This window comes from Gordonia sp. NPDC003376 (genome assembly GCF_053589235.1).
This window is the reverse complement of the sequence record NZ_JBSFRM010000001.1, coordinates 442,890-464,604: the sequence shown is the minus strand read 5'-3', so window position 1 is coordinate 464,604 and position 21,715 is coordinate 442,890. Positions and strand designations below refer to the sequence as shown.

23 protein-coding genes and 1 pseudogene are annotated in these 21,715 nt (G+C 66.2%); 16 read left to right on the top strand and 8 right to left on the bottom strand.

From position 1 onward, the window contains the following. Nucleotides 1-9 precede the first annotated feature (9 nt). From ACWDUA_RS02045 to ACWDUA_RS02005, 9 genes are read left to right on the top strand one after another with little or no spacing between them, the layout of a single operon-like run. On the top strand, nt 10-1,536 hold the full coding sequence (locus ACWDUA_RS02045; protein ID WP_449749332.1) for a toluene monooxygenase: 1,527 nt from the start codon (nt 10-12) through the stop codon (nt 1,534-1,536). Then, a complete protein-coding gene (locus tag ACWDUA_RS02040; RefSeq protein WP_449749331.1) occupies nt 1,533-1,838 on the top strand; it encodes a toluene-4-monooxygenase system B family protein in 306 nt (101 codons plus the stop codon). The genes ACWDUA_RS02045 and ACWDUA_RS02040 overlap by 4 nt, the downstream gene beginning before the upstream one ends. Continuing rightward, nucleotides 1,835-2,155 carry an MmoB/DmpM family protein gene (locus ACWDUA_RS02035; RefSeq protein WP_449749330.1) on the top strand — a complete coding sequence of 107 codons (321 nt, stop codon included), beginning with the start codon at nt 1,835-1,837 and terminating at the stop codon, nt 2,153-2,155. Before ACWDUA_RS02040 ends, ACWDUA_RS02035 begins: the two co-directional genes overlap by 4 nt. After that, nucleotides 2,152-3,165: a toluene hydroxylase gene (locus tag ACWDUA_RS02030; protein ID WP_449749329.1), complete on the top strand. Its 1,014-nt coding sequence runs from the start codon at nt 2,152-2,154 to the stop codon at nt 3,163-3,165. Before ACWDUA_RS02035 ends, ACWDUA_RS02030 begins: the two co-directional genes overlap by 4 nt. Nucleotides 3,166-3,170: 5 nt before the next feature. Continuing rightward, complete coding sequence (locus ACWDUA_RS02025) at nt 3,171-3,497, top strand: Rieske 2Fe-2S domain-containing protein (RefSeq protein ID WP_449749328.1); 327 nt, start codon at nt 3,171-3,173, stop codon at nt 3,495-3,497. Continuing rightward, a complete protein-coding gene (locus ACWDUA_RS02020) occupies nt 3,494-4,738 on the top strand; it encodes an NAD(P)/FAD-dependent oxidoreductase (protein WP_449749327.1) in 1,245 nt (414 codons plus the stop codon). The genes ACWDUA_RS02025 and ACWDUA_RS02020 overlap by 4 nt, the downstream gene beginning before the upstream one ends. After that, the gene (locus tag ACWDUA_RS02015; protein ID WP_449749326.1) at nt 4,735-5,547 is read left to right on the top strand and encodes an iron-sulfur cluster assembly protein; all 813 of its coding nucleotides are present in this window, start codon (nt 4,735-4,737) and stop codon (nt 5,545-5,547) included. The genes ACWDUA_RS02020 and ACWDUA_RS02015 overlap by 4 nt, the downstream gene beginning before the upstream one ends. A 45-nt stretch (nt 5,548-5,592) precedes the next feature. Next, nucleotides 5,593-5,994, top strand: a complete 402-nt coding sequence (locus ACWDUA_RS02010) for a nuclear transport factor 2 family protein (protein WP_449749325.1) — start codon at nt 5,593-5,595, stop codon at nt 5,992-5,994. Between the two features lie 28 nt (nt 5,995-6,022). Beyond that, the gene (locus ACWDUA_RS02005) at nt 6,023-6,979 is read left to right on the top strand and encodes an AraC family transcriptional regulator (protein ID WP_449749324.1); all 957 of its coding nucleotides are present in this window, start codon (nt 6,023-6,025) and stop codon (nt 6,977-6,979) included. Between the two features lie 80 nt (nt 6,980-7,059). Here ACWDUA_RS02005 and ACWDUA_RS02000 read toward each other — a convergent pair whose 3' ends face one another. The 6 genes and pseudogenes from ACWDUA_RS02000 to ACWDUA_RS01975 all read right to left on the bottom strand — a co-directional run bounded on the left by ACWDUA_RS02000 (nt 7,060) and on the right by ACWDUA_RS01975 (nt 11,874). Further along, the gene (locus ACWDUA_RS02000; protein ID WP_449749323.1) at nt 7,060-7,455 is read right to left on the bottom strand and encodes an SRPBCC family protein; all 396 of its coding nucleotides are present in this window, start codon (nt 7,453-7,455) and stop codon (nt 7,060-7,062) included. 62 nt (nt 7,456-7,517) lie between these two features. Further along, nucleotides 7,518-8,231 carry a type 1 glutamine amidotransferase domain-containing protein gene (locus ACWDUA_RS01995; RefSeq protein ID WP_449749322.1) on the bottom strand — a complete coding sequence of 238 codons (714 nt, stop codon included), beginning with the start codon at nt 8,229-8,231 and terminating at the stop codon, nt 7,518-7,520. Between the two features lie 183 nt (nt 8,232-8,414). After that, nucleotides 8,415-9,303: pseudogene (locus ACWDUA_RS01990) on the bottom strand (hypothetical protein). Nucleotides 9,304-9,307: 4 nt separating this feature from the next. Further along, nucleotides 9,308-10,255 carry a DUF808 domain-containing protein gene (locus ACWDUA_RS01985; RefSeq protein ID WP_449749321.1) on the bottom strand — a complete coding sequence of 316 codons (948 nt, stop codon included), beginning with the start codon at nt 10,253-10,255 and terminating at the stop codon, nt 9,308-9,310. A 189-nt stretch (nt 10,256-10,444) separates the two neighbouring features. Continuing rightward, nucleotides 10,445-11,059 (bottom strand): 3-oxoacid CoA-transferase subunit B, encoded by a 615-nt coding sequence (locus ACWDUA_RS01980; RefSeq protein ID WP_449749393.1) that lies wholly within the window; start codon nt 11,057-11,059, stop codon nt 10,445-10,447. A 47-nt stretch (nt 11,060-11,106) separates the two neighbouring features. Further along, nucleotides 11,107-11,874 (bottom strand): CoA transferase subunit A, encoded by a 768-nt coding sequence (locus tag ACWDUA_RS01975; protein ID WP_449749320.1) that lies wholly within the window; start codon nt 11,872-11,874, stop codon nt 11,107-11,109. 182 nt (nt 11,875-12,056) lie between these two features. Here ACWDUA_RS01975 and ACWDUA_RS01970 point away from each other — a divergent pair, with 182 nt between their 5' ends. Together ACWDUA_RS01970 and ACWDUA_RS01965 are read left to right on the top strand one after the other, a co-directional pair. Next, a complete protein-coding gene (locus ACWDUA_RS01970; protein WP_449749319.1) occupies nt 12,057-12,818 on the top strand; it encodes an IclR family transcriptional regulator in 762 nt (253 codons plus the stop codon). A 115-nt stretch (nt 12,819-12,933) separates the two neighbouring features. Continuing rightward, nucleotides 12,934-14,079 carry a DUF2235 domain-containing protein gene (locus tag ACWDUA_RS01965; protein WP_449749318.1) on the top strand — a complete coding sequence of 382 codons (1,146 nt, stop codon included), beginning with the start codon at nt 12,934-12,936 and terminating at the stop codon, nt 14,077-14,079. Here ACWDUA_RS01965 and ACWDUA_RS01960 read toward each other — a convergent pair. Then, on the bottom strand, nt 14,073-15,875 hold the full coding sequence (locus ACWDUA_RS01960; RefSeq protein WP_449749317.1) for an ABC transporter substrate-binding protein: 1,803 nt from the start codon (nt 15,873-15,875) through the stop codon (nt 14,073-14,075). The genes ACWDUA_RS01965 and ACWDUA_RS01960 overlap by 7 nt on opposite strands. Before the next feature lie 360 nt (nt 15,876-16,235). Here ACWDUA_RS01960 and ACWDUA_RS01955 point away from each other — a divergent pair, with 360 nt between their 5' ends. The 4 genes from ACWDUA_RS01955 to ACWDUA_RS01940 are packed head-to-tail and all read left to right on the top strand — an operon-like array spanning nt 16,236 to nt 19,199. Next, complete coding sequence (locus ACWDUA_RS01955; protein ID WP_449749316.1) at nt 16,236-16,766, top strand: flavin reductase family protein; 531 nt, start codon at nt 16,236-16,238, stop codon at nt 16,764-16,766. Beyond that, nucleotides 16,763-17,812: an LLM class flavin-dependent oxidoreductase gene (locus ACWDUA_RS01950; RefSeq protein WP_449749315.1), complete on the top strand. Its 1,050-nt coding sequence runs from the start codon at nt 16,763-16,765 to the stop codon at nt 17,810-17,812. Before ACWDUA_RS01955 ends, ACWDUA_RS01950 begins: the two co-directional genes overlap by 4 nt. A 47-nt stretch (nt 17,813-17,859) precedes the next feature. Beyond that, a complete protein-coding gene (locus ACWDUA_RS01945; RefSeq protein ID WP_449749314.1) occupies nt 17,860-18,768 on the top strand; it encodes a nitrilase-related carbon-nitrogen hydrolase in 909 nt (302 codons plus the stop codon). A 2-nt stretch (nt 18,769-18,770) separates the two neighbouring features. Next, the gene (locus ACWDUA_RS01940; protein ID WP_449749313.1) at nt 18,771-19,199 is read left to right on the top strand and encodes a hypothetical protein; all 429 of its coding nucleotides are present in this window, start codon (nt 18,771-18,773) and stop codon (nt 19,197-19,199) included. On the opposite strand, the gene ACWDUA_RS01935 is transcribed toward ACWDUA_RS01940, so the two are convergent. Continuing rightward, nucleotides 19,154-20,287, bottom strand: a complete 1,134-nt coding sequence (locus ACWDUA_RS01935; RefSeq protein WP_449749312.1) for a hypothetical protein — start codon at nt 20,285-20,287, stop codon at nt 19,154-19,156. The genes ACWDUA_RS01940 and ACWDUA_RS01935 overlap by 46 nt on opposite strands. A 286-nt stretch (nt 20,288-20,573) precedes the next feature. Here ACWDUA_RS01935 and ACWDUA_RS01930 point away from each other — a divergent pair, with 286 nt between their 5' ends. Next, nucleotides 20,574-21,341 (top strand): acetoin reductase, encoded by a 768-nt coding sequence (locus ACWDUA_RS01930; RefSeq protein ID WP_449749311.1) that lies wholly within the window; start codon nt 20,574-20,576, stop codon nt 21,339-21,341. Nucleotides 21,342-21,715: the final 374 nt, after the last annotated feature.

Here is a 21,715-nt window from a genome sequence, read left to right as displayed (position 1 = left end):
GGAACAACCATGGCATTGCTCAAACGAGAAGAGTGGCAAGACTTCGTGCGCGACGTCGACTGGACACTGTCCTACGTCGACGACGAGGCGGTCTTCCCCGAGTGGTTCTGCGGCACCGGAAAGGTCCCGCGTGAGGCATGGCTGACGTGGGAAGAGGACTACAAGGTCAGCTATCCCGAATACGTCTACACCCAGCGCGAGAAGGAGGCGTCGACCTACGCCGTCAAGGCGGCGCTGGCCCGCTCCACCGTGTTCGACAACCTCGACGAGGGATGGAAGTCGTCGACCAAGATGCACTTCGGTGGTGTCGCCCAGGTGGAGTACACCGCGACCCTGGCCGAGCTGAAGATGGCCCGCTTCGGACTGAACGCCGCCTGGCGGAACATGGCCACCTTCGGCCAGCTCGACGAACTCCGGCACAACGCGTTGACCACCTACTTCGGTCACGAATTCGTCAGCAAGGACCCGCAATTCGACTGGACGCAGAAGGCGTATTCCACCAACGACTGGGTACCCATCGCGTTGCGCACCTACTTCGACGGCATCATGACCACCTCGAATGCGGTCGATTGCGCGCTCCAGGTCCCCCTGACCTTCGAGACGGGATTCACCAATCTGCAGTTCGTGGCGCTCTCCGCCGATGCGCTGGAGTCCGGTGACATCAACTTCGCCAACATGATCTCGTCGATCCAGACCGACGAGGCACGACATTCCCAGCAGGGTGTCGCGACGCTGGAGATCCTGGTCGAGCACGATCCGGTACGCGCACAGTGGGTGATCGACAAGGCCTTCTGGGGGTCGGCCCGTCTGTTCGCCGCGCTCACCGGACTGCCGATGGACTACTACACCCCGGTCGAACACCGGAAGCAGTCCTACCGGGAGTTCATGGAGGAGTGGATCATCGACCAGTTCGTGCGGACGATCGAAGACTACGGACTGAAGAAGCCGTGGTTCTGGGACGAGTTCATGCGCGGGCTCGACACCTGGCACCACAGCCTCCACCTGGGCATGTGGTGGTGGCGTCCGACTCTCTGGTGGAAGCCGAAAGCCGGTGTCTCCAAGGACGAACGGGACTGGCTGCGTGAGAAGTACCCGACCTGGGAGAAGATCTACGGCGAGAAGTGGGATGTGATCATCGACAACATCAACGCCAACAACGTCGAGGCCACGCTCCCCGAGACGCTGCCCTGGCTGTGCAGCACCTGTCACCTGCCCGCCTGCAACCCGACACAGGCACGCGACGGCAGCTGGCGGGTCCGTGACCACTCGCTGAAGTACGACGGCAAGACCTACCACTTCTGCACGATGGGGTGCCGCCAGATCTGGTGGAAGGACCGCGACAACGTCAACCACCAGACCCTGGTCGATCGGTTCCTGGACGGTCAGATCCAGCCCATGACCGTACCCGGTCTCCTCGAGTACATGGGGGTCACCGCTGATGTGATGGGCGATGACCCCGATTACGCGGCCTGGACCAAGGACTACATCGGCCGCGAGGCCAGTGGTCTGATCGTGGTGGGGGACGGACGTCGATGACCACCGAATACGCCGATCGCCCTGCCGCCGACCGTGCACCGGAACTGGTGCCGCTCAACGCGATCTTCCACACCGATTTCGTTCAGATCCTGGTACCCGTCACCACCGCCGACACCCTGGACGACGTGGCAGCCGCCATTGCCGGGCATTCCGAGGGCCGCCGCGTGCGCGCACTCCCGTACCCCAAGGTCGTCATTCACAACGGACGAAAACTGCCAGGGCACATGACTGTTGCCGAGGCCGGCATCGAGCCACTCGACCACGTCACGGTCGAGTACGACATCCCGGGAGGGACATCATGAAGAATCCGGTCGGACCCGTCCTACGGATGGGAGAAGAGGTCGAGCAGATCGTGGCCGCCATCGAGGACGACAACCCGGACACCGAGATCGAGGTCATCGATCGCGGCGCGTACGTGCGCATCCAGGGGGAGGGGCGGGTGGTGCTGACCGAGGCCACCCTGCAGGTGTACCTCGGCAGTGACTATCGCATCCGGTCACTGGAGAACCTGATGTCGTCCTTCAGCGGACGGGCCATCACCGCCAGCGATTCGATCACCTGGCAGAGCGCATCCGCCCCCAAGAACCCCGTCGCCGTCCCCGGAGGAGCCCCGCGATGAGCAGTCCCGGAAAGAAGCGAAAACTCCGTACCTTCAGTGCATTCGGTGATGTGCGCCGGATGCCCAGCGAGTACGAGATCGTCACCCACGCCCAGAACTGGAACACCCGAAGCAGCCGCCTGAGCACGTTCGAACAGAACTCGTCGTCGCCGTTGAATCTCTGGTTCCTGACGTACCGGCAGAACTCGCCGCTGCAGGCCGACGAGTGGGACGGGTTCCGTGACCCCGAGCAGGTCGCCTACCGCTCGTATGTCAATCTCCAGGCCGACGAACAGACGAGACTCGATGCCGCGTTGGACAGCTATTCCGATGCCGCGATCGAGGGGGCGCTGCCGGCGGGGCAGGTGGAGCGTCTGGGAACCCTCTTCACGCCGTCTCGCTACCTGATCCACGGCTTTCAGATGGCCCAGGCCTACGTCGCCTACATGGGGCCGAGCTCCTACATCACCAGTGCCGCGGGGTATGCCAACGCCGACTTCCTGCGCCGCGTCACCACGATCGCCTATCGGACCCGGTCGCTGCAGATCGCCCATCCGGACTCCGGGATCGGGACCGCCGAGCGGTCGATCTGGGAGGGGCACGCGGCCTGGCAACCCGCACGTGAGGCGATCGAGCGGGCGTTGGTGGCCTACGACTGGGGGGAGGCCTTCACCGCCCTCGACCTCGTCCTCGCGCCCACGCTCGACGACCTGCTCATCCGCCGGCTCGGTGAGATCGGCAAGGCCGAGGGTGACGAACTCACCTGGTTGCTGTGCCGGCATCTCGCCAAGGACAGCGCCCGTCGGGACAGCTGGAGCGCGGAGTTGGCGCGGTATGCGGTCACCCGGCGACCGGAGAACGAGGCACCGTTGAAGAAATGGATCGCCAAGTGGGCGCCGATCGCCGACGCGGCCGTCGAAGGGCTCTCGGAATTGCTGGGTACACCGTCGGCGGATGTCGTAGCTGATGCGCGGGCGGCTCGGGAAGTACTGCACCACAGCATCTTCGATGTCGAAGCCGTGGTCGGGTGATCAGCATGGGTGAGACGGTGCACCAGCACTGGCATCAGGTGTCCCATCTCGACGACCTGTGGGAGGGAGAGATGGAGTCGGTCGTGGTGGAGGGGACGCCGGTTCTCCTGGTCAATCTGGACGGTACCGTGGTGGCCTACCAGAACCGCTGCCCGCATCAGGAATGGCCGCTCGACGACGGCGACCTCGACGACAACAAGCTGACGTGTGCACAGCACCTGTGGGAGTTCGACGCGCGGACGGGTAAGGGCATCAACCCGTCCAGTTGTGCGCTGGTCGGTTACGACTGCCGCGTCGACGAGGACGGCTCGATCTCGGTGGCCGTCAAATGAATCGCGTGGTCGTGGTCGGTGGCGGGGTCGCGTCGGCGGCCACCGCTGCCGGCCTCCGCGAGGCCGGGTTCGACGGATCGATCGGCATCGTGTCCGATGAACCGCACGCCCCGTACGAGCGGCCACCCCTGTCGAAGCAGGTCCTGGCCGGGACCTTCACCCGGGACGACTGCCGGATCGGTCCCGAACAGTGGTACGCCGACAACGACATCGACCTGATCCTCGGCACCCGGGCGACGGAACTCGATCTCGGGAGGCGGCGAGTCACCCTGTCTGGCGGTGGTTTCCTGGATTACGACGCGTTGGTGCTGGCCACGGGTGTCCGGGCACGGACCATTCCCGCGTTCACCGGTGAACGGGTGCACACCCTGCGGTCCATCGCAGATTCCGAGCGCCTCGCCGAACGACTCATACCGGGCCGTCGCCTGGCCGTCCTGGGCGCCGGGTTCATCGGCTGCGAGGTGGCCGCGGCGGCCACCGGTCGCGGGGTGCAGGTCACGGTGTTCGACCCGAACCCCACACCCCTGGCGCGGGCAGCGGGAACACACATCGGCCGCGCCATGACCGAGATCCACACCGACCACGGCGTCGACATGCGTGCCGGTGAGGTCATCGTCGAGATCGCGGAGACCGCAACGGGACTGGAGCTCCGCACCAGCCGCGGGCAGGTGACGGAGTGCGACGACCTGGTGGTCGGCATCGGCTCGGTGGCGAACTCCGGATTGGCCGTGGCCGCCGGCCTCGAGGTGCGCGGCGGCATCGTCACCGACGAGTTCGGGCGCACCGCGGCTCCCGGCGTGTATGCCATCGGGGATGTCGCCGAGCGACCGTATCCGGGCCACGGCGGCTGCGTTCGCGTCGAGCACCACGACACGGCCCGCCGACATGGCGCCAACGTGGCGGTCACTCTGCTCGGCGGTACCGTGTCCTACGACCAGCCGCACTGGTTCTGGTCGGATCAGTACGACCACAGCCTGCAGGCCGTCGGCCGGTTCGACAGCACCGCAACACAGGTCATTCGGGGATCGGTCGAGGATCGATCGTTCGCGGTCGTCACCGTCACCGGTCGGCAGATCACCGGGATCGTCGCCCTGAATCGGCCCCGCGATGTGATGCAGGCCCGAAAGGTGATGGCCACAGCGCACGAGGTGAGCGTCGATCAGCTCGCCGACGACGGATTCCAGCTCAAGAGCCTGTTGCCGCAGAGGGCCGGCACACGACGCAGAGAGGTTCGGATATGACCACGATGACCGAGGTCGCAGACATCGTCGTCCGCGAGGAACAGCTCAGGATCTCCGAAGCGGACGCACTGGCCGCATTGTCGCGGGTGCACGGTGAATCGGCGGTAAACGCACGCACAATGCTGCGGTACGGCCCGGGCCGCACCTGCGAACCCCTTGCCCGCATGCTCGATGCGGCGTTGATCCGCGCAGGCGACGCCGGACTCGACGTCGAGTCCCTGGTGCTCGACTCGGGCACCGCCTCGGCCGCCGAGGACATCGTCCGGGTGCGTCGCAAGGCGCACGGGGTGGCCGACTGGATCCGCAGTCCGACCAGCGAGGTCACCCTGGTCTTGCGGCCCCGGGGGGTGGCCGGGATCGCCACCGCAGGTCCCGACACAGCAGGCGCCGGCCCAGCAGACGCTGGCACAGCGATGTCCGCGGTCGGGCGAGCAGCAACCGAAGCCGCCGCAACCGAGCAATCGGCGCCGACAGCGGAACGGCCGGCGGCCCCGGAAGGCCCTGCCGAACGTGCCGTGCGTGAGGCGCTCTACGACGTCATCGACCCAGACCTCGGCGTCAACATCGTCGATCTCGGATTCATCCGGCGAATCCACATCGACCCGACCGGTCGGGCGATCATCGCGATGACGCTGACGTCGGCGGCGTGTCCGCTCACGGTGGTGATGGAAGGACAGATCCGCTCGGTCCTCTCGGCGATGGACACCGACTTCGAGGTGTGTTGGGAGTGGTTGCCGAGCTGGCGGCCCAGCGAGATCACCGAGGACGGCCGCGACCAGTTGCGTGCTATCGGCTTCAGCGCGTTCTGACCGCGAGATCCGCACAGACCGACCACCATCGAAAGGAATCCACCCATGCCCGCAACTCCTACCGTGACTCCCACCGCGTCGATAGAGGTGCTCGAAGCGCTCATGACGGCGTTCAACGCGCACGACCTCGACGCGATCATGGAGTTCTTCGTCGACGACTGTTCGTTCGACACGTCCCGCGGGCCCGAGCCGTGGGGCCGGCGGCTCGTCGGCAAGGCCGCTGTTCGAGAGGGACTGGCAGCCCGATTCGCGGGCGTTCCCGATGTCCGGTACGACGCCGACCGGCATTGGGTCAGCGGTGACCTCGGGGTGTCGGAGTGGACGGTCACCGGAACGACATCAGACGGCAACGAGCTGCGCGTGCGTGGATGTGATCATTGGGAATTCCAGGACGGCAGGATCCGGCGTAAGGATTCGTACTGGAAAATCGTCGACCCATCGGATTAGCTGGGCGAACGAGATCGAGGAGACTGCGATGACCGATATTCTCAATCCGCTGGAGTTCCGGATCACGTCCGGTGATCTCGTCGCCGAGCTCAGATCCCGCGCGTCCGAACCCGGCATCCTCGAGACCGACTACCCAGGTCTGACGATCTACCGATTCGACGAGCCGGTCGAACCCCTGTGGGAGGAAGTCTCCCAGCTGCACCTGTGCGTGATCGCGCAAGGGCGCAAATGCGTCACACAGGACGGTGTCGAACGTTACTACGACCCCTTCACCTACCTCGCGATCAGCGGTAACCGTCCTTTCCGGACCGAGATCATCGAGGCAAGCAAGGCAAAGCCGTTTCTGTCCTTCGGGCTGCAGATCGATCCCGACCTGGTCAGACAGGTGTCGTCAGACATCCTGTTGGAACGCGAGACGGCAGCCTTCACCCGCAACCGGCACCCCGACCACGTGGCCCGCGGGTTCGTCTCGGCGCTGGACCGCGACATGATGGATGCGATCCTGCGGTTCCTGCGGTCGCTGTCGACGGCCACCGACCGGCGCGTGCTGACCCCGACCTACCTCAAGGAGATCGTCTACCGCGCGCTGCAGGCGGAGCAGTACGGGTTGCTGGTCGAACGGGCCGCGAGTGAACGGGCGAACAACCCGGTCAGTGCGGTCATCGCCTATGTCCAGGAGCATTTCGCGGAGCCGTTGAGTGTGAGCGACCTGGCCGAGAAGGCCTTCATGAGCCCGTCGGCATTCTCTCACCTGTTCCGCGACACCACCGGCAAGTCGCCCTATCAGTTCGTGAAGGAGATGCGGCTGACCCGAGCACGGGAGTTGCTCATCGCGAACGAGCAGAACGTCACCGAGATCTCCAAGGCAGTCGGATACCGGAGCACGTCGCACTTCATCAACGAGTTCCGTGAGCGATACGGGCAGACCCCGCGTGCCTGCAGCGAGTCGATCTCCGGCAACGATCTCCGCCGCGCTCGGGGTTGAACACACCGACACGCGATGCGCCGCCACTGTGATGAGGCCGATGCCCCCGCCATCGGCCTCATCACAGTGTTCGACAAGGATCACTCAGCGGAGAGATGGTCGGGCAGGTTCTCGACCGCCTCGTCGATCGCGGTGTGGAATGCCGCGGCCAGGTCGGCCGGTTCGATCTCGGTACTGTACGACAGCAGCGTGCGGCCCTCGCCGATCTCGAAGACATCGACGGTGCCGAGGTGGCTCTCGATGGGGAGATCGCCACCCACCGCGCGATATTGCATCCGGCGCAGTGTGTCGTCGAGGGTCACGATGTCCTCCACGATGGTGCTGCCGTCGCCCAGGACGACGGTGCGTTGCCGCGTGTTACCGACAGACGTCGTGATCCCGGGGAACCATCGGCTGATGTTCGACGTGTCGCGGATGACGTCCCAGACCGTGGAAGCGTTGTGGTCGAGCAGGACTGACGAGCGCAATGTGGTCACGAGTGGCCTTTCTCGAGGAGATCCGCGGGGATCGACGGTCGTCGTCTGCCCCGCAAGGGGTTCTAGGTGGTGACCGGTATCGACGCGACGAGCTGCTGTGCCAGCGGCTTGGTCGACGCCGGGTTCTGACCGGTGTACAGGTTGCCGTCGACCACCACGTACGGAGCCCACGGATCGTCGGCCTGTTCGTACTGTCCGCCCGCATCACCGAGGCGATCCGCCAGCAGCCAAGGAGCTGTGTCGGCAAATCCGAGCTGGGTCTCCTCGACATTGGAGAACCCGGTCACGCGACGTCCGGCGAATGTCCAACCGCCGTCGGGATCGACGGCCGGGAGCAATGCGGCGGGCCCGTGGCAGACCGCTGCGATCGTCTTGCCGGCGGCGTCGAATGAACGCAGCAGAGAGCCGAACGTCTTGTGGACCGCGAGATCTTCCATCGGTCCGTGACCGCCGGGGATGAAGAGAAGGTCGAAATCGTCCGCCGAGACCGAGTCCAGGTCCAGTGGTGTGGCCAGCTCGTCATCGAGATCGGCGAGTTGCCTGCGGAACCGGGCACCGGCCTCGGTGTCACCGAAGTTCATCTCGACGGTGAATCCGGCCTCGTCGGGTATCGGTCGGACGCCACCGGGCGTGGCGATGGCGATGTCGTGGCCGGCTTCCCGGAAGATCTCGTAGGGGACGACCAACTCCTCCGGCCAGAAACCCGTGGTGTGGCGGGTGCCGTCGGCCAGGGTCCAGTACCCGGCACCTGAGACGGCGATGAGCACGCGTGTCATCGGCTGCTCCCTTCGTGTGTCGCGTTGATGTTCACGCTCTTCACGCTAGGAGTGACGATGTTGCGCACCAATACCTTTCGGCCGATCATCCTCGATCCCGGCACTGATCGAGACGTTCGCGGCATCGGCGACCCGAACCGGGACCGGGCTTGTGACAACGGCCGCCGACATCACCCGAGCGGTCTATCGGCCTGGTTCCACCGCCTCCGCGGCGCCTTCCACCTCTTCCACCACCGGCGACATCGCCACCACCACCGCTCCGACCACCGCCGCGACGAAGGCGATGACCGCCGGGATCTGCCATCCGGCGCGGGTGGTGTCGCCGAGCAGGGCGATGCCCACGACACCGGGGATGACGGTCTCCCCCACGACGAGGGACGCCGACGCCGCGCTCACCGACCCGGTCTGCAGCGCCACGGTGAACATGTAGAAGCCGCCCGGTCCGCACACCAGGATGGCCCAGAACGCCGGGTCGCCGAGCAGCATGCCGACGTCGAACGGATCGAGTCCGTCGACGATGCGCACGGCGACGGCGAGGACTCCGAACAGCACGCCACCGGTCAGTCCGGCGAGCACGGCGACATGTGATCGCAGGCGAACCAGTACTGCCGCGCCGATCGCGAGCAGGCCAAGGCCCACACCGAGGACCGCCCAGTGCAGCCACGGGTCCTCGGCATGTCCCTCCTCCCCGGCAGCCACACCGAGCACCACCAGGGCCGCGACGACCACACCGATCGCCGCCCAGTCGCGTGTCGAGAGTCGGGCGTGTAGGAACAGGACCGCGAGTACCACGGTGACCACGAGATTGGCACTCACGATCGGCTGGGCGAGGAACAGCGGCAGCAGGCGTGCGGCCACCATGTTTCGCGAGGAATCCCAGGCCGTCCAGCAGCAGTCCGGCCAGGTACGACACGGTCAGCACCGCGGTGATGGTCGAGCGTAGTGAGGGGGCCGAACCGCTCGTCGGGCCGACGGACTCACCGCCGACGCTCTGGGCGCCGTGTGCCTGCAGGACCGACGCGGCTCCGTAACCCAGAGCTGCGAGGACGGCGGCGACGATTCCGAGGAGCATGACGTCAGTGTGCGGCGTCGGTCTTCTTGCGCTTCGGCACGAAGTGCATGATCAGCACCACGATCGCGCCGACGATCAGACCCACGATCGCCGACACCACGGTGCCCGCCGTCCAGGACAGGACGCCCCCGAACCAGCCGTGGACGAGCTCACCGGCCCAGTGCTCGAGATCGTGCAGACGGTCGGCGGGCCAATGGAATCCGGCCTCACCCAGGTTGGCGATCAGGATATGGCCGCCGACCCACAACATGGCGGCGATACCGACGACCGTCAGCGTCGACATCACCTTGGGCATCGCACGCACCAGGCCGCGTCCCACTGTCTGGCTGAACGTCGAATCCCGTTGGGCCAGGGCCAGTCCCACATCGTCCATCTTGACGATCACCGCCACCACGCCGTAGACGAGTGCGGTGATGACGAAGGCGACGACGATGAGGACCCCGAGACGCACGAAGAACGGCTCGTCCTCGACCGAGGCCAGCGAGATGATCATGATCTCGGCAGACAGGATCAGGTCGGTGCGGATGGCGCCGCTGACCATCGTCTTCTCGAACTCGGGTCCGCGCTCGGCGGTGTCCTCGGCCTCTTCGTGATGTCCGGCGAGGGCCTCGTAGACCTTCTCGGCACCCTCGTAGGACAGGTACAGGCCACCGGCGATCAGGAGGTAGGGGAGCGCCCCCGGCAGGAACTGACTGAGCAGCAGCGCCACCGGCAGGATGATCACCAGTTTGTTGCGGATCGACCCGAGGGAGATCTTCCAGATGATCGGCAACTCGCGGTCGGGGGTGAACCCGTGCACATAGCGCGGGGTCACGGCGGCGTCGTCGACCACGACTCCGGTCGCCTTGATGCTGGCCTTGCCGGCAGCGGCGCCGATGTCGTCGATGCTCGCGGCCGCGGCCTTGGTGATCGCAGCGACGTCGTCCAACAGGGCGACGAGACCTCCGGACACGCGAACCTCCTCGGAGTAGATGGGTGTGTTCGCGTCGAACGATACGTGGTCTTCGGCGGCCTGCGGCGTGTGACGGCTGCCAGGTATGCCCGTTCGCCGCTGCGTTGTCGGCGGCACGGGGCGTCACAGTGCCATCACACGCCGGTTCCCGTGAGCCGCCGCAGACGGGAACCGGCGCGCGATGCCCACCTATTCGGCGGCGATCCGGGCGTCGGTGGCCGCGAGGACATCCCCTCGCGAAACTCCCGGGGCCAGTTCCCGAATGGCGAGCGTGCCGTCGCCGAGCACGTCGAGCACGGCGAGGTTGGTGATCACCCGGTCCACCACACGGGCACCGGTGAGCGGCAGGGTGCAGGTCTCGACGAGCTTGGAGTTGCCCGCACGGTCGGTGTGTTCCATCAGCACGATCACCCGGTCGGCCCCGTGGACCAAGTCCATGGCGCCACCCATCCCCTTGACCATCTTTCCGGGGACCATCCAGTTCGCGAGGTCACCCCGGCCCGAGACCTGCATGCCGCCGAGGACGGCGGTGCCGATGTGGCCGCCGCGGATCATGCCGAACGAGGTCGCCGAGTCGAAGAACGCCGCCCCGGGGTTGACCGTGACGGTCTCCTTGCCCGCGTTGATCAGGTCGGCGTCGACGTCGTCGACCGACGGATACGCGCCGGTCCCGAGGATGCCGTTCTCCGAGTGCAGGGTGACGTGCACGTCGGCGGACAGATGGTCGGGGATCAGTGTGGGCAGCCCGATCCCGAGGTTCACATACTGGCCGTCCACCATCTCCGCGGCCGCTCGGGCCGCCATCTGGTTGCGGGTCCAGCCGACCTGGGCGGTGACGGGGGTCGGTGCGGTCACGGGCGGGCTCCTTCGGCGTCGCTGACGGTGAGCTTCTCGATGCGCTTGTCCTGCGGTCCGGTGTGCACGATCCGCTGGACGAAGATGCCGGGAAGGTGCACCGCACCGGGATCGATCTCGCCCGGTTCGACCAGGTTCTCGACCTGCGCGATCGTGATCGTGCCGGCCATGGCGGCCAGCGGATTGAAGTTCATCGCAGACTTCTCGAACACGAGATTGCCCGCGGTGTCACCGAGCTTGGCATGCACCAGGGCGAAGTCGGCGTGGATGCCCTCTTCCAGGACATAGGTGCGGCCGTCGAACTCGCGGGTCTCCTTGGGCGGGGACGCGATCTCCACCGTCGCCCCGTCCGCGGAGTACTTCCACGGGATGCCGCCGTCGGCGACCGGGGTGGAGACCCCGGCCGGTGTGTAGAACGCCGGGATACCGACGCCACCGGCACGGAGCCGCTCGGCGAGCGTGCCCTGTGGGGTCAGCTCCACCTCGAGCTCACCCGACAGGTACTGCCGTGCGAACTCCTTGTTCTCCCCCACATACGACGCCGTGACCCGGCGGATCCGGCCCTGCGAGAGCAGGATGCCCAGACCGTGGTCGTCGACGCCGCAGTTGTTGGAGAAGACCTCGAGGCCGGTGGAGGCGGTCGCGGCGATCGCCTCGATCAGGGTGTCGGGGATCCCGCACAGACCGAATCCGCCGACGGCCAGCGTCGCCCCGCTGCCGATGTCGGCGACCGCCTCGGCCGCACTGGAGAAGACCTTCGACATGTTCTCACCGCCTTGCTTTCGTTCATTGGACGGACGCATCCGGTACGTGTCCGTCGGAGTGGAACCGAGTCTGCATGACGACATGCTGCAGGTGAAGGCGATCTGCCGGCTACTCGGCAAGCTGCTCGGAGAATGATCGAAGCAATCGAGGGTGTCCATCCAGTGGACTATCCTTCGGGGATATGGAGACCTCACCGGCCACCGGCGTCATCGAGCGGGCCGCCGCGGTCCTGCGAGCCGTCGGTGCGCGGGCATCGTCCGGGGCGTCCACCACGGAGATCGCGAGGGCGGTGGATCTCGCGCGGCCCACGGTGCACCGCTTGTTGACGACGATGGCCGACGAGGGCTGGGTGGACCGGGATTCGCGCTCCGGACGCTGGACGTTGGGGCCGGAGCTGTATCTGCTCGGCGCAGGTGCCGCCGCACGCTACGACATCGTCGACCAGGCCCGGGACATCGTCGACCACCTCGCGCGCGAATCGGGCGAGAGCGCCTTCCTCTCGGCCCGCCGGGGGGACGAGACCGTGTGCATCCACTCCCAGGAGGGCAGCTTTCCGCTGCGCTCCCATGTCCTGCACGTCGGGCTCCGTCTGCCACTGGGTGTGGCCTCCGCCGGGCTGGTCATCCTCGGCCATCTCCGCGATCGGGAGATCGACGAGTACCTCGACCGTGTGTCACTCGAGGGTCGCTGGGGTCCCGAGCACTCCGGCGACGGAATCCGGGAGCGCATCGCACAGACGCGTGAGACCGGGTACGCCACCAACCCGGCATTGCTCGTCGAGGGCAGCTGGGGCATGGGCGCGGCGGTCTTCGACGGACGCGACCGGCCGACGTGGGCGCTGAGCCTGACCGGGGTGGAGACCCGGTTCAGGCCTGATCGTCGGATCGAGCTGGGACAACTCCTGCTCGAGCAGGCGCATCGGTTGACAGTGCGATTGCGGTAGGCGCCGTCGCATACCGGCCCCGGAGTGCGGGCGTACCCGAATCGTGCACCGTTCGCTATCGTCGACCCAGCGTCGGCGGTCACCGTGCCGCCGCACCGACCAGGTTGGGGGACCGATGACCGAGCGCGCCGCGTCCGACCCGCGGGCTGCGGTGGAGCCGCGCAATCTGGTGATCTGTCTCGACGGCACCACCAACGAGCCCGAGACCGGATTCACCAACGTGGCGCGCCTGTTCGACGTGTGCGTCAAAGACGACACACAGCTGGTCTACTACGACCCGGGGGTGGGGACGATGGGGTCGCGGGCCGCGGTCACCCAGATCGGGCGGGCCGCAACCCGATTCGGTGGCATGGTGGCCGGATACGGGATCCGTGACAACATCGAGGAGGCGTACGGGTGGTTGTGCACCCGGTACCGGCCCGGTGATCAGATCTACGTCTTCGGGTTCTCCCGCGGCGCCTACACGGCCCGTGCCCTGACCGGAATGCTGCGCACCGTCGGACTCCTCCACCCGGACGCACTCAACCTCGTCCCCTACGCCCTGAAGCTGTACACCACGCGCGGTCCGCAGGACGTCCCGGTAGCGCCGGATGAGCCGAAACCCGCGGCCGTGCAGGACTACTGGCGTCTACGGAACGACTTCCGCGCCAAGTTCGGCAATCCGGACTTCCCGGTGCCGTTCCGGCGCACCAAGCAGATCCGCTTCCTGGGGTTGTGGGACACCGTGAAGTCGGTGGGCTGGCTCAACCTGCGGGCACGCGTCGAGATCGCGCGGTGGCCGTTCACCGCCAACATCGACAACGTCGAGACCGCCCGGCACGCGCTGGCGCTCGACGAACGGCGACGACCCTTTGCCGAATACCGTTTCGCCGGTGAGAAACTCGGTCGACGCGACGTCCAGGAGATGTGGTTCGCCGGGGTACACGGCGACATCGGTGGCTCCTGCCGCCCGGACAGCCGACTGCCCGACGTCGCGCTGTCGTGGATGGTCGACGAGGCACATGCCGCCGGAATCCGCGTCAACCGCAAGGCATATCGGCGCAACCTCGACATCGGCTTCGGCACCCCGTTGCCCGACGACCGGGTGCTCGGCCCGATCGTCGGCAACAACGCCGTCTGGCGTCTGGCCCGGGGATGGCGCGACCGCGAGGTGCGGCACGACGATCTGATCCATCCCAGCGTTGCGCATCGGGTGCAGCACACCGCCGGTGACGCGAAGCCGTACCGTGCCCCGGTCAGGTCGGCGACGCCGGATCAGTAGTTCGGTCCCGGGAACCGTCGATGCCGATCGTCGATCCAGTCCGGGACGCGGAATCGACTGGTGATGTGCGGCCGTGGGGCGATGATCTCCTGTCTGCCATCCTGGACCTGGTAGACGACGTGGGCCTGGGCCAGGGAGGGGTCGCCGCCATCGTCATCGTAACCGACTGCGACACCTGTGATCTCGTCGAACGAGTAGGCACCGTTCACGCCACGATGGGTGGACCGACGCAGTCGCCTCGCCACCTGCCCGAAGTCTCGGAAGTCATCGGTTCCGGCCCAGGCCTTCCCGATGATGTGCGCGCGGTCGTAGGCCAAACCGGCATGCGAGCGGCCCGGCGCGGTTCCGAACCGCCGCGCGTACCGGTCGGCGAATCTGCGTCCGATCGCATCCGAGTACGTGCCGGTGGTGGTCGCCCACACCACGCCGTCGGCGGCACCGCCGAGCCTCTCCCGCCAGTCCGGTACCGATGGCGCGTAGATCGAGTAGACCAGTGACGGCGTGCGGGCGCCGCGAACGGCGCGGACCACGCTCTCGTGGTTGTCGGGAAAATACGATCCGATCAGGATGGCGCAGGGCTCCTGGGCCAGTGCCTGCTCGGTGATCGTGGTCCAATCGTCACCGTCGGAAACGTCGATGACGGCGAGCTCCCAATCGTCGGCGTCGGCCAGCACCTGCGCGCGTGTGATGCCGAAATCGACCAGATGCCAGGATGTCTGCTGGAGGCATACCAGGGTTCGTGACTCCGAGGGCAGCTGACGTGTTCGACGCAAACCGGACATGAACTTGACGAACCCCGGCGCATAGTGGGTGTCGCTCGGACAGACCTGCAGGATTCGGGAGAAGTGCGCCGGATCGTCGCCGACGCGGCGTTCCATCACCCCTGACGTCGCGGCGTGCAGATACGGGATGCCGGTCGACGCGGCCTCGTCGTGCGCCGCATCCTGATGTGCCACATAGCCGGAGGTGAGGACATCGACCTCCCGGTCGGCGAGGGTCTGAATCGCTCGTCGCGTCGATGCGGCGTCGTCGATGTCGATGTCGGTGAGCTCGATCTCGATCATTCGCCCGTGGATTCCGCCATCGGCGTTGATCTCCTCCTGGGCCAGGCGGAGTCCGTGCAGCATCTCCTTCCCGTCGGTGGCGCCCTTTCCGTCGGTGGGCAGCGCCGCGCCGATGATCAGCGGACGCCGCCGCAGCAGCCGCGGACGTTGCTCACCACGGGTGGGTGCGGGCGGGACCCCGGTCCGTGACCCTGAGGCCAACAGCCTGCCGATCCGCGTGTGGCGTAAGCACTCCCGGGCATCCTCGGATGGCACTGTCAGGAGGCCCTCGTCCAACGCCCGTGCTGCAGCAGCGGTGCGGGACACGGCATCGAGCTTGCGGAGCACGTTGTCGACGTGAGTGGCGACGGTCCGGGGCGAGAGCCCCAGTGTCGCGGCGATCTCGTTGTTGCCGTCTCCGGTGGTGAGGAGCGTGAGGATCTCGACCTCACGCTTGCTCAGCTCGTAGGGCAGGGCATATACCGGCTCGCCTGCCAACAGGACGACGTCGGATCCGGTCGCACGGCACGACGTCAGACGCACATCGCAGTACGGACCGGAAGTTCCTGCACGCCAATAGAATCTGGCATGCATGACCTCTTCGTCGAAGGCCGCTGCGGCGATCTGCAGGAGCGCATCCGGAACGGCCGACCAGCGGCCGCACTCCGCGATTCCCCGTCGTCTGCCCCCCAAGACCTGTACGCAGAACGCCGAACCATCCCATTCCTGGATGTCGGGATCGGTGCGAGGCATCGGTGAGTCCTCACTGGGTCGGGGTCGGAGTGTTCAGAATAGTCGGCGCCACCCAGACGCGCAGGTGGCGCGGTCGGACGCCGCACCGGCCCGTCCGGAGATCTCGCGGCAGTGCCCACGCAACGCGACCGTTACCAGCACTCCGCAATCTGACGGATCTGCGGCCGTGCGCCGCCGCCTAGCTTTGCTCCCAGTGATCAGACGATGCAGAGAAGGTGCGATGAAGACGACTGTCGTGGTAGGCAATCCCCACCCTGCCTTCGAGGCCGGCGATAGGTGACCGCCTCGACGATCCCGTCCTCGATGTCCGCCCCGGCCTCCGGGGTGGCGGTGTCGCCACTCCCACCGCACAGGATTCCGATGTCGGCTGACAGCGTCGTCGCGTCGACGGGCGTGCCCCGGTCCGTCATGGCCGCGTATCCGAGCGGTGTCGTCGCGATATGTGCCGAGGTCGACGGCATCCGGCACGCTCTGGTCGCATCGTCGTTCATGGTCGGTGTCTCGGAGACACCGCCCTTGGCATCGGTGTCGGTCCAGCACTCTTCGCAGACCTGGAAGCACATCAATACTGCGGCACACCTGGGTATTTCGGTCCTGTCAGACGAACACGGCGAGCTGTGCCGCCGGTTGTCCTCGACCGCCGACCGTGACCATCGGCTTCGCGGCGTCGACATCCACGGTGACGAGGGAGCGATCTTCGTGCAGGGGGCTCCGCTGTGGTTCGGCTGCCACGTACACGACGTGGTGCCCGCCGGGGACCACGATCTCGTGCTCCTGCACATCGACAGCTTCCGTGAGCGGCCCGAGGCTGCACCACTCCTGTTCTACCGATCGGGGTTCACCCAGATCTGTCATCACCCAGAATCCGTCACCGAGAGGAACTCCGAATGAAGTTAGGTGTCTTCGCCCCCACACTCAGCACCGGCTGGGTCATCTCCACCGCGTCTCCGCAGTACCGCCCGAGTTGGTTCCTGATGCAGGAAACCGCGCTCAAGGCCGAGAACTACGGATTCGACTTCCTTCTCGCGCCCAACAAGTACAAGGGTATGGGCGGTGTGACCAGGTTCTGGGACTACGCCCTCGACTCGTTCACGACCATGGCAGGCCTGGCTGCCGTCACGCGCAGGATCCAGTTGATTCCGTCGATCTCCCTGCTCAGCGTGCCACCGGTCTACGCGGCCAAACAGGTCGTCACCGTTGCGAACATGGCAGGCCCCGGCCGCTTCGGGGTGAACATCATCACCGGCTGGGAGAAGCCGGAGTGGGAGTCGATGGGTCTCTGGCCCGGTGACGAGTACTTCCAGTCCCGCTACGACTATGCGGCCGAGTACCTCACCGTGATGCGTGAACTGTGGTCCACAGGCCAGTCGGACTTCAAGGGCGAATTCTTCCAGATGGACGACGCCAAGCTGGAACCGCACTTCGGCGAAGACCTGAACGTGAAGATCGTCTGCGCGGGACAGTCGGACAGGGGTATGGCGTTCACCGCGGCACATGCCGACTACCAGTTCATGGGCGGCAAGCTCGATCACGCCGAGCTCGAGGCCCAGGTGGCGCGGGTGCGCGCGGCCGGTGACGCGGTCGGCCGACCGGCCGAGGCCTACCCCCTCTACCAATGTGTTGTGCGTGACAGCCTCGACGAATGTGAGGACGTGATCGGCAGGTGGCGGGAGAGCCAGGATCTCGAGACGGTCGCAACCATGACCGGGCACGCGTCGATGGACACGTCGGGTGACGTCAACTCGCTTCACGCCACGCTGAAGGGCACCGACAATTTCATGTTGTGGGAGGTCATCAAGGGTGATCCCAAGAGCGTTGCCGAGCAGATCCGAGCGATCTCGGAGGTCGAGGGCGTCGGCGGCGTGATGTTCACCTTCCAGGACTACCTGGCCGATCTCGATCGGTTCGGTACCCAGGTCATGCCCCTGGTGTCGTAGTCGATCATCTTCGGCCGCACCTCACCGATCAGACGGGAAGAACGTCCTTGAATCATCGAATCTGCGTCGGCGCAGTACAATTCGACATCCGTCCGGCCAGTGCGTGGGATGTCCTGGCTCGGCGGGCGAGTGCGCAACTCGATGCGGTCGGTGAGGCCGACCTCGTCGTATTCGGGGAGTGCATGACCATCGGACTCGTCGGTGGAGCCGCAGGGTGGGAGGACTCCTCGCCACGTGAGGCCTATCAGATGGTGGCCGACCACACTGCAGCGTACGAGGAGTTCTTCTCTGCTCAGGCGGTGGCGCGGGATCAGGCGATCCTCGCGGGCACGCACTTCGTCCGCGAGGATGCCGGGTTGATCAACGTCGCCCACCTCTTCCTGCCGGATGGCTCGGTGACACGTCACCAGAAGAGTCACCTCTTCCCTGCGGAATGGGGCTGGTTGTCCGGCGAAGGTGAGCGACTCACCTGTGTCGAGATCAACGGGGTGCGGTGCGGGATCATGGTCTGCTATGAGGCGGAGGTTCCGGAGATCGCCACCATCTACCGCGGCCTCGGCGTCGACGTACTGCTCTGTCCCAGTTTCACCTTCACGCGAGCCGGATATCACCGGGTGCGTCATTCGGTTGCCGCGCGCTGTATCGAGAACCAGGTCTACGCCGTGCACTGCCCGGTGGTCGGCGGCGGTGCGGGTCCCATCCCGTTCGCGCGGGGTCGTGCCTCGGTGCTCGGCCCGTGCGACACCGGCCTGCCGGAGGACGGTGTGATCGCCGAAGGGACCGACGACGCCGTCGGCACGGTGATCGCGACCCTGGACATCGATCTGCTGCAGGAACTTCGGGAGAGCGGCGTCGCGACCACGGTGCGGGACCGGGCCCGCAGGCGCGATCTGTACCAGAGATATGCCGAGTACCTGTGGCCGCAATCGGCAGCGACGTCCGGCAACGAGGATTGACCATGCATGTCCGGGTCAGGGCCGTGCACGACATCACCGTCGTCGATGTTCCCGCCGACGATCTGTGTCTGGTGACCGCGGCTGCGCTCGCCCCGTATCTGAACGGAATCCTGCAGATCGCGTCGGCGGGACACACCGACGGTGCCGGATCTGCACTACTGCACGCGCGATGGTTACGTGAGCGTCTCGCCGGCCCCGACCGCCCGGGTTCATCAGAGGATATGGTGCGCTTCGCAATTCGGTTCGAACACGATGAGGCCGGTGGTCGGTCGAGTCGATCGGTGTCGGCCGACCACCAGCGGGTCGTGTTCGGGGGAATGCTGTTCGCCGGCCGGGGCCTATCGATCCATGCCCCGCCGTCTTGCCCGGGGAGAGAACTCAGACCTCACCTCAACCGGCTCAATCCGATCGAGCCGAAGCCCACCACGTAGATCAGCGTCCACAACACCAGCCAGTCGATGAATCCGAGGGCGTTGCCGTACAGGCCGTCGGCGACCGCCGGTTCGTGTAGTACGTGTTGGGCGGCGAAGCGGTAGTACAGCAGGAACGTTCCGATTGCGAGGGCGAAGGTCAGGACCGCTCGGATCGGCGGGGCAAAACGGTTGCCGAAACCGTTGGCCCAGAAGATCATCCAGAACGCCCAGCAGACCCCGATCTGCGCCGGGAACTGATGGAGGACGCTGCCCAGCTCGGCGGTGGCGGTGGGACCGACCAGGAACTCGGCCAGCGGCACCATGATGAAGTAGATGCCGGTGCCGACGACGACGTTGCCGATGGTGGCGGCCAGCGCGGTCCGGCCACCGCCGCCGAACAGCTTCCACGGCCAGTTGTCCAGCGTCTGACCGGTCAGGATCACCGACACCACGATCGAGTAGAACCAGCCGAGTACGGTGTCCACCGACATCGGCGGATCGGCGATCGACGACGACACCGCGGGCAACCCGAGGACGACGTAGAGGGCCAGTGTCGGGACCGCGACAAAGGCGATCTCGCACAGCCCGATCAGGGGTTGCTTCATCCCGAGCGCGGTCCACGGCCAGTGCTGCCAGTTGAGGACCACCATCACCCAGGTGCCGAACCCGAACAGGACGAACAGCGCCCCGGTGAAGTAGCCGAGACCACCTTCTCGGGAGCCGGCGAAGTCGGGGAAGATCGCGCCCAGCCCGCTGCCGAGCAGCCAGGTCACCACCACGGAGAACACCGCGGTGCAGGCGAGGATCGCCAGGCCACGAGCCGGTTGCCCCCACCGGTCGAAGCCGTGGAACTCGGCGTTGAAGCCGATGAAGACGATGAACAGGATGGCCCAGAACAACGCGGCGTTGAACGGCAGCGGATAGAAGTCCCACGGGCTGGTCGTGGGGTCCGCCAGCAGATACCAGGTGGCCAGCGACAGGGCCACCACGATGGCGAGATTGGCCAGGCCGAACGCCACCCAACGGCTGTCGGTGGCGGTGGTTGCGGCAGATGGTGGTGCCACCTGCGTTTCGTCGGGCGGTTCGATACCGGTGGTTGCGGCCATGGCGGGACTCCTCGGGGGATCGCGGTCGATGATGCGCGCTCACTATGAGCTGCCTCACACCATCGGTGTCAGAGTTGCGGAGGGTTGCATCGCAGACCGAGCCGGTGTGCGTGTGTGGGCTGCAACCTCTCGCAACCCTTGGCTTCTGTGCTCCGGGTCACAACGATTGCTGCACATCGGCACCTGCCGACGAGAACAGGAGTCACAACGTCATGGACGCAATCACTTACGACAGTGCCCGCATATACGACACGGCCCGGCAATCGATTCGATCGGCGGTGCGGGCATGAGCGTGGCACTCGTGACCGGAGGCGGTCAGGGAATCGGACGCGGGATCGCGCTGCGCCTGGCACGCGACGGACATGACATCGCGGTGGTCGACATCAACGAATCGACCATCGCGTCGGTCGTCGACGAGATCCACGAGATCGGTTCCAAGGCAGTGGGAATCGTTGCCGACGTGAGCGACCGCGACCAGGTGTTCGCGGCGGTCGACTCCGCGGCCGAGCAGCTCGGTGGTTTCGACGTGATGGTCAACAACGCCGGCATCGCACAGGTCGCCCCGATCGACGACGTGACACCGGCCGACGTCGACAAGATCTGGCGAATCAACGTCGACGGTGTCCTCTGGGGAATCCAGGCGGCGGCCGCCACGTTCAGGGCACTCGGATGCAAGGGCAAGATCATCAATGCGTCGTCGATCGCCGGCCACGACGGCTTCGCGATGCTGGGCGTCTACTGTGCCACCAAGTTCGCGGTGCGGGCACTCACTCAGGCTGCGGCCAAGGAGTATGCAGCGCAAGGGATCACGGTCAATGCCTACTGTCCGGGAGTTGTGGGCACCGACATGTGGGTGACCATCGACAAGCGTTTCGCCGAGCTGGCCGGTGCCGCCGAGGGTGAAACGTACGACAAGTTCGTGGGCGGTATCGCGCTGGGTCGGGCCGAGACCCCCGACGACGTCGCCTCGTTGGTGTCGTACCTGTCGGGACCAGACTCGGATTACGTGACCGGACAGGCGATCCTGATCGACGGTGGCATGGTCTACCGGTGACCCGTGAGGGCGGTGGTGGTTGAGTCGCTGAGGAGCGTGGCGACGGGGCGTGTGGAAACCTCTGTCGGCTGGGTTCGGGTGGTGAGCACCTCGGAGGTGGTTGCGGGTATTGGCGGCTCGCCGGGTTTCGACTCGGGTCCTCGCTGCGCTCGGTCCCGGCTCAACCATCAACGGGTGGTTGGTGGTTGAGTCGCTGAGTAGCGTGGCGACGGGGCGTGTGGAAACCTCTGTCGGCTGGGTTCGGTGGGTGAGCACCTCGGAGGTGGTTGCGGGTATTGTCGGCTCGCCGGGTTTCGACTCGGGTCCTCGCTGCGCTCGGTCCCGGCTCAACCATCAACGGGTGGTTGGTGGTTGAGTCGCTGAGGAGCGTGGCG

Excerpts from the sequence above, each read along its gene's own strand:
- ACWDUA_RS02020 (WP_449749327.1), top strand. The coding sequence starts at position 3,494 with ATGAATCGCGTGGTCGTGGTCGGTGGCGGGGTCGCGTCGGCGGCCACC.
- ACWDUA_RS02035 (WP_449749330.1), top strand. The coding sequence starts at position 1,835 with ATGAAGAATCCGGTCGGACCCGTCCTACGGATGGGAGAAGAGGTCGAG.
- ACWDUA_RS01940 (WP_449749313.1), top strand. The coding sequence starts at position 18,771 with ATGCATGTCCGGGTCAGGGCCGTGCACGACATCACCGTCGTCGATGTT.
- ACWDUA_RS02010 (WP_449749325.1), top strand. The coding sequence starts at position 5,593 with ATGCCCGCAACTCCTACCGTGACTCCCACCGCGTCGATAGAGGTGCTC.
- ACWDUA_RS01965 (WP_449749318.1), top strand. The coding sequence starts at position 12,934 with ATGACCGAGCGCGCCGCGTCCGACCCGCGGGCTGCGGTGGAGCCGCGC.
- ACWDUA_RS01980 (WP_449749393.1), bottom strand. The coding sequence starts at position 11,059 with ATGGCGGCCCGAGCGGCCGCGGAGATGGTGGACGGCCAGTATGTGAAC.
- ACWDUA_RS01970 (WP_449749319.1), top strand. The coding sequence starts at position 12,057 with ATGGAGACCTCACCGGCCACCGGCGTCATCGAGCGGGCCGCCGCGGTC.
- ACWDUA_RS01955 (WP_449749316.1), top strand. The coding sequence starts at position 16,236 with ATGTCGGCTGACAGCGTCGTCGCGTCGACGGGCGTGCCCCGGTCCGTC.
- ACWDUA_RS02045 (WP_449749332.1), top strand. The coding sequence starts at position 10 with ATGGCATTGCTCAAACGAGAAGAGTGGCAAGACTTCGTGCGCGACGTC.
- ACWDUA_RS01950 (WP_449749315.1), top strand. The coding sequence starts at position 16,763 with ATGAAGTTAGGTGTCTTCGCCCCCACACTCAGCACCGGCTGGGTCATC.
- ACWDUA_RS01935 (WP_449749312.1), bottom strand. The coding sequence starts at position 20,287 with ATGGCCGCAACCACCGGTATCGAACCGCCCGACGAAACGCAGGTGGCA.
- ACWDUA_RS02030 (WP_449749329.1), top strand. The coding sequence starts at position 2,152 with ATGAGCAGTCCCGGAAAGAAGCGAAAACTCCGTACCTTCAGTGCATTC.
- ACWDUA_RS01960 (WP_449749317.1), bottom strand. The coding sequence starts at position 15,875 with ATGCCTCGCACCGATCCCGACATCCAGGAATGGGATGGTTCGGCGTTC.
- ACWDUA_RS01995 (WP_449749322.1), bottom strand. The coding sequence starts at position 8,231 with ATGACACGCGTGCTCATCGCCGTCTCAGGTGCCGGGTACTGGACCCTG.
- ACWDUA_RS01930 (WP_449749311.1), top strand. The coding sequence starts at position 20,574 with ATGAGCGTGGCACTCGTGACCGGAGGCGGTCAGGGAATCGGACGCGGG.
- ACWDUA_RS02005 (WP_449749324.1), top strand. The coding sequence starts at position 6,023 with ATGACCGATATTCTCAATCCGCTGGAGTTCCGGATCACGTCCGGTGAT.
- ACWDUA_RS02015 (WP_449749326.1), top strand. The coding sequence starts at position 4,735 with ATGACCACGATGACCGAGGTCGCAGACATCGTCGTCCGCGAGGAACAG.
- ACWDUA_RS02025 (WP_449749328.1), top strand. The coding sequence starts at position 3,171 with ATGGGTGAGACGGTGCACCAGCACTGGCATCAGGTGTCCCATCTCGAC.
- ACWDUA_RS02040 (WP_449749331.1), top strand. The coding sequence starts at position 1,533 with ATGACCACCGAATACGCCGATCGCCCTGCCGCCGACCGTGCACCGGAA.
- ACWDUA_RS01975 (WP_449749320.1), bottom strand. The coding sequence starts at position 11,874 with ATGTCGAAGGTCTTCTCCAGTGCGGCCGAGGCGGTCGCCGACATCGGC.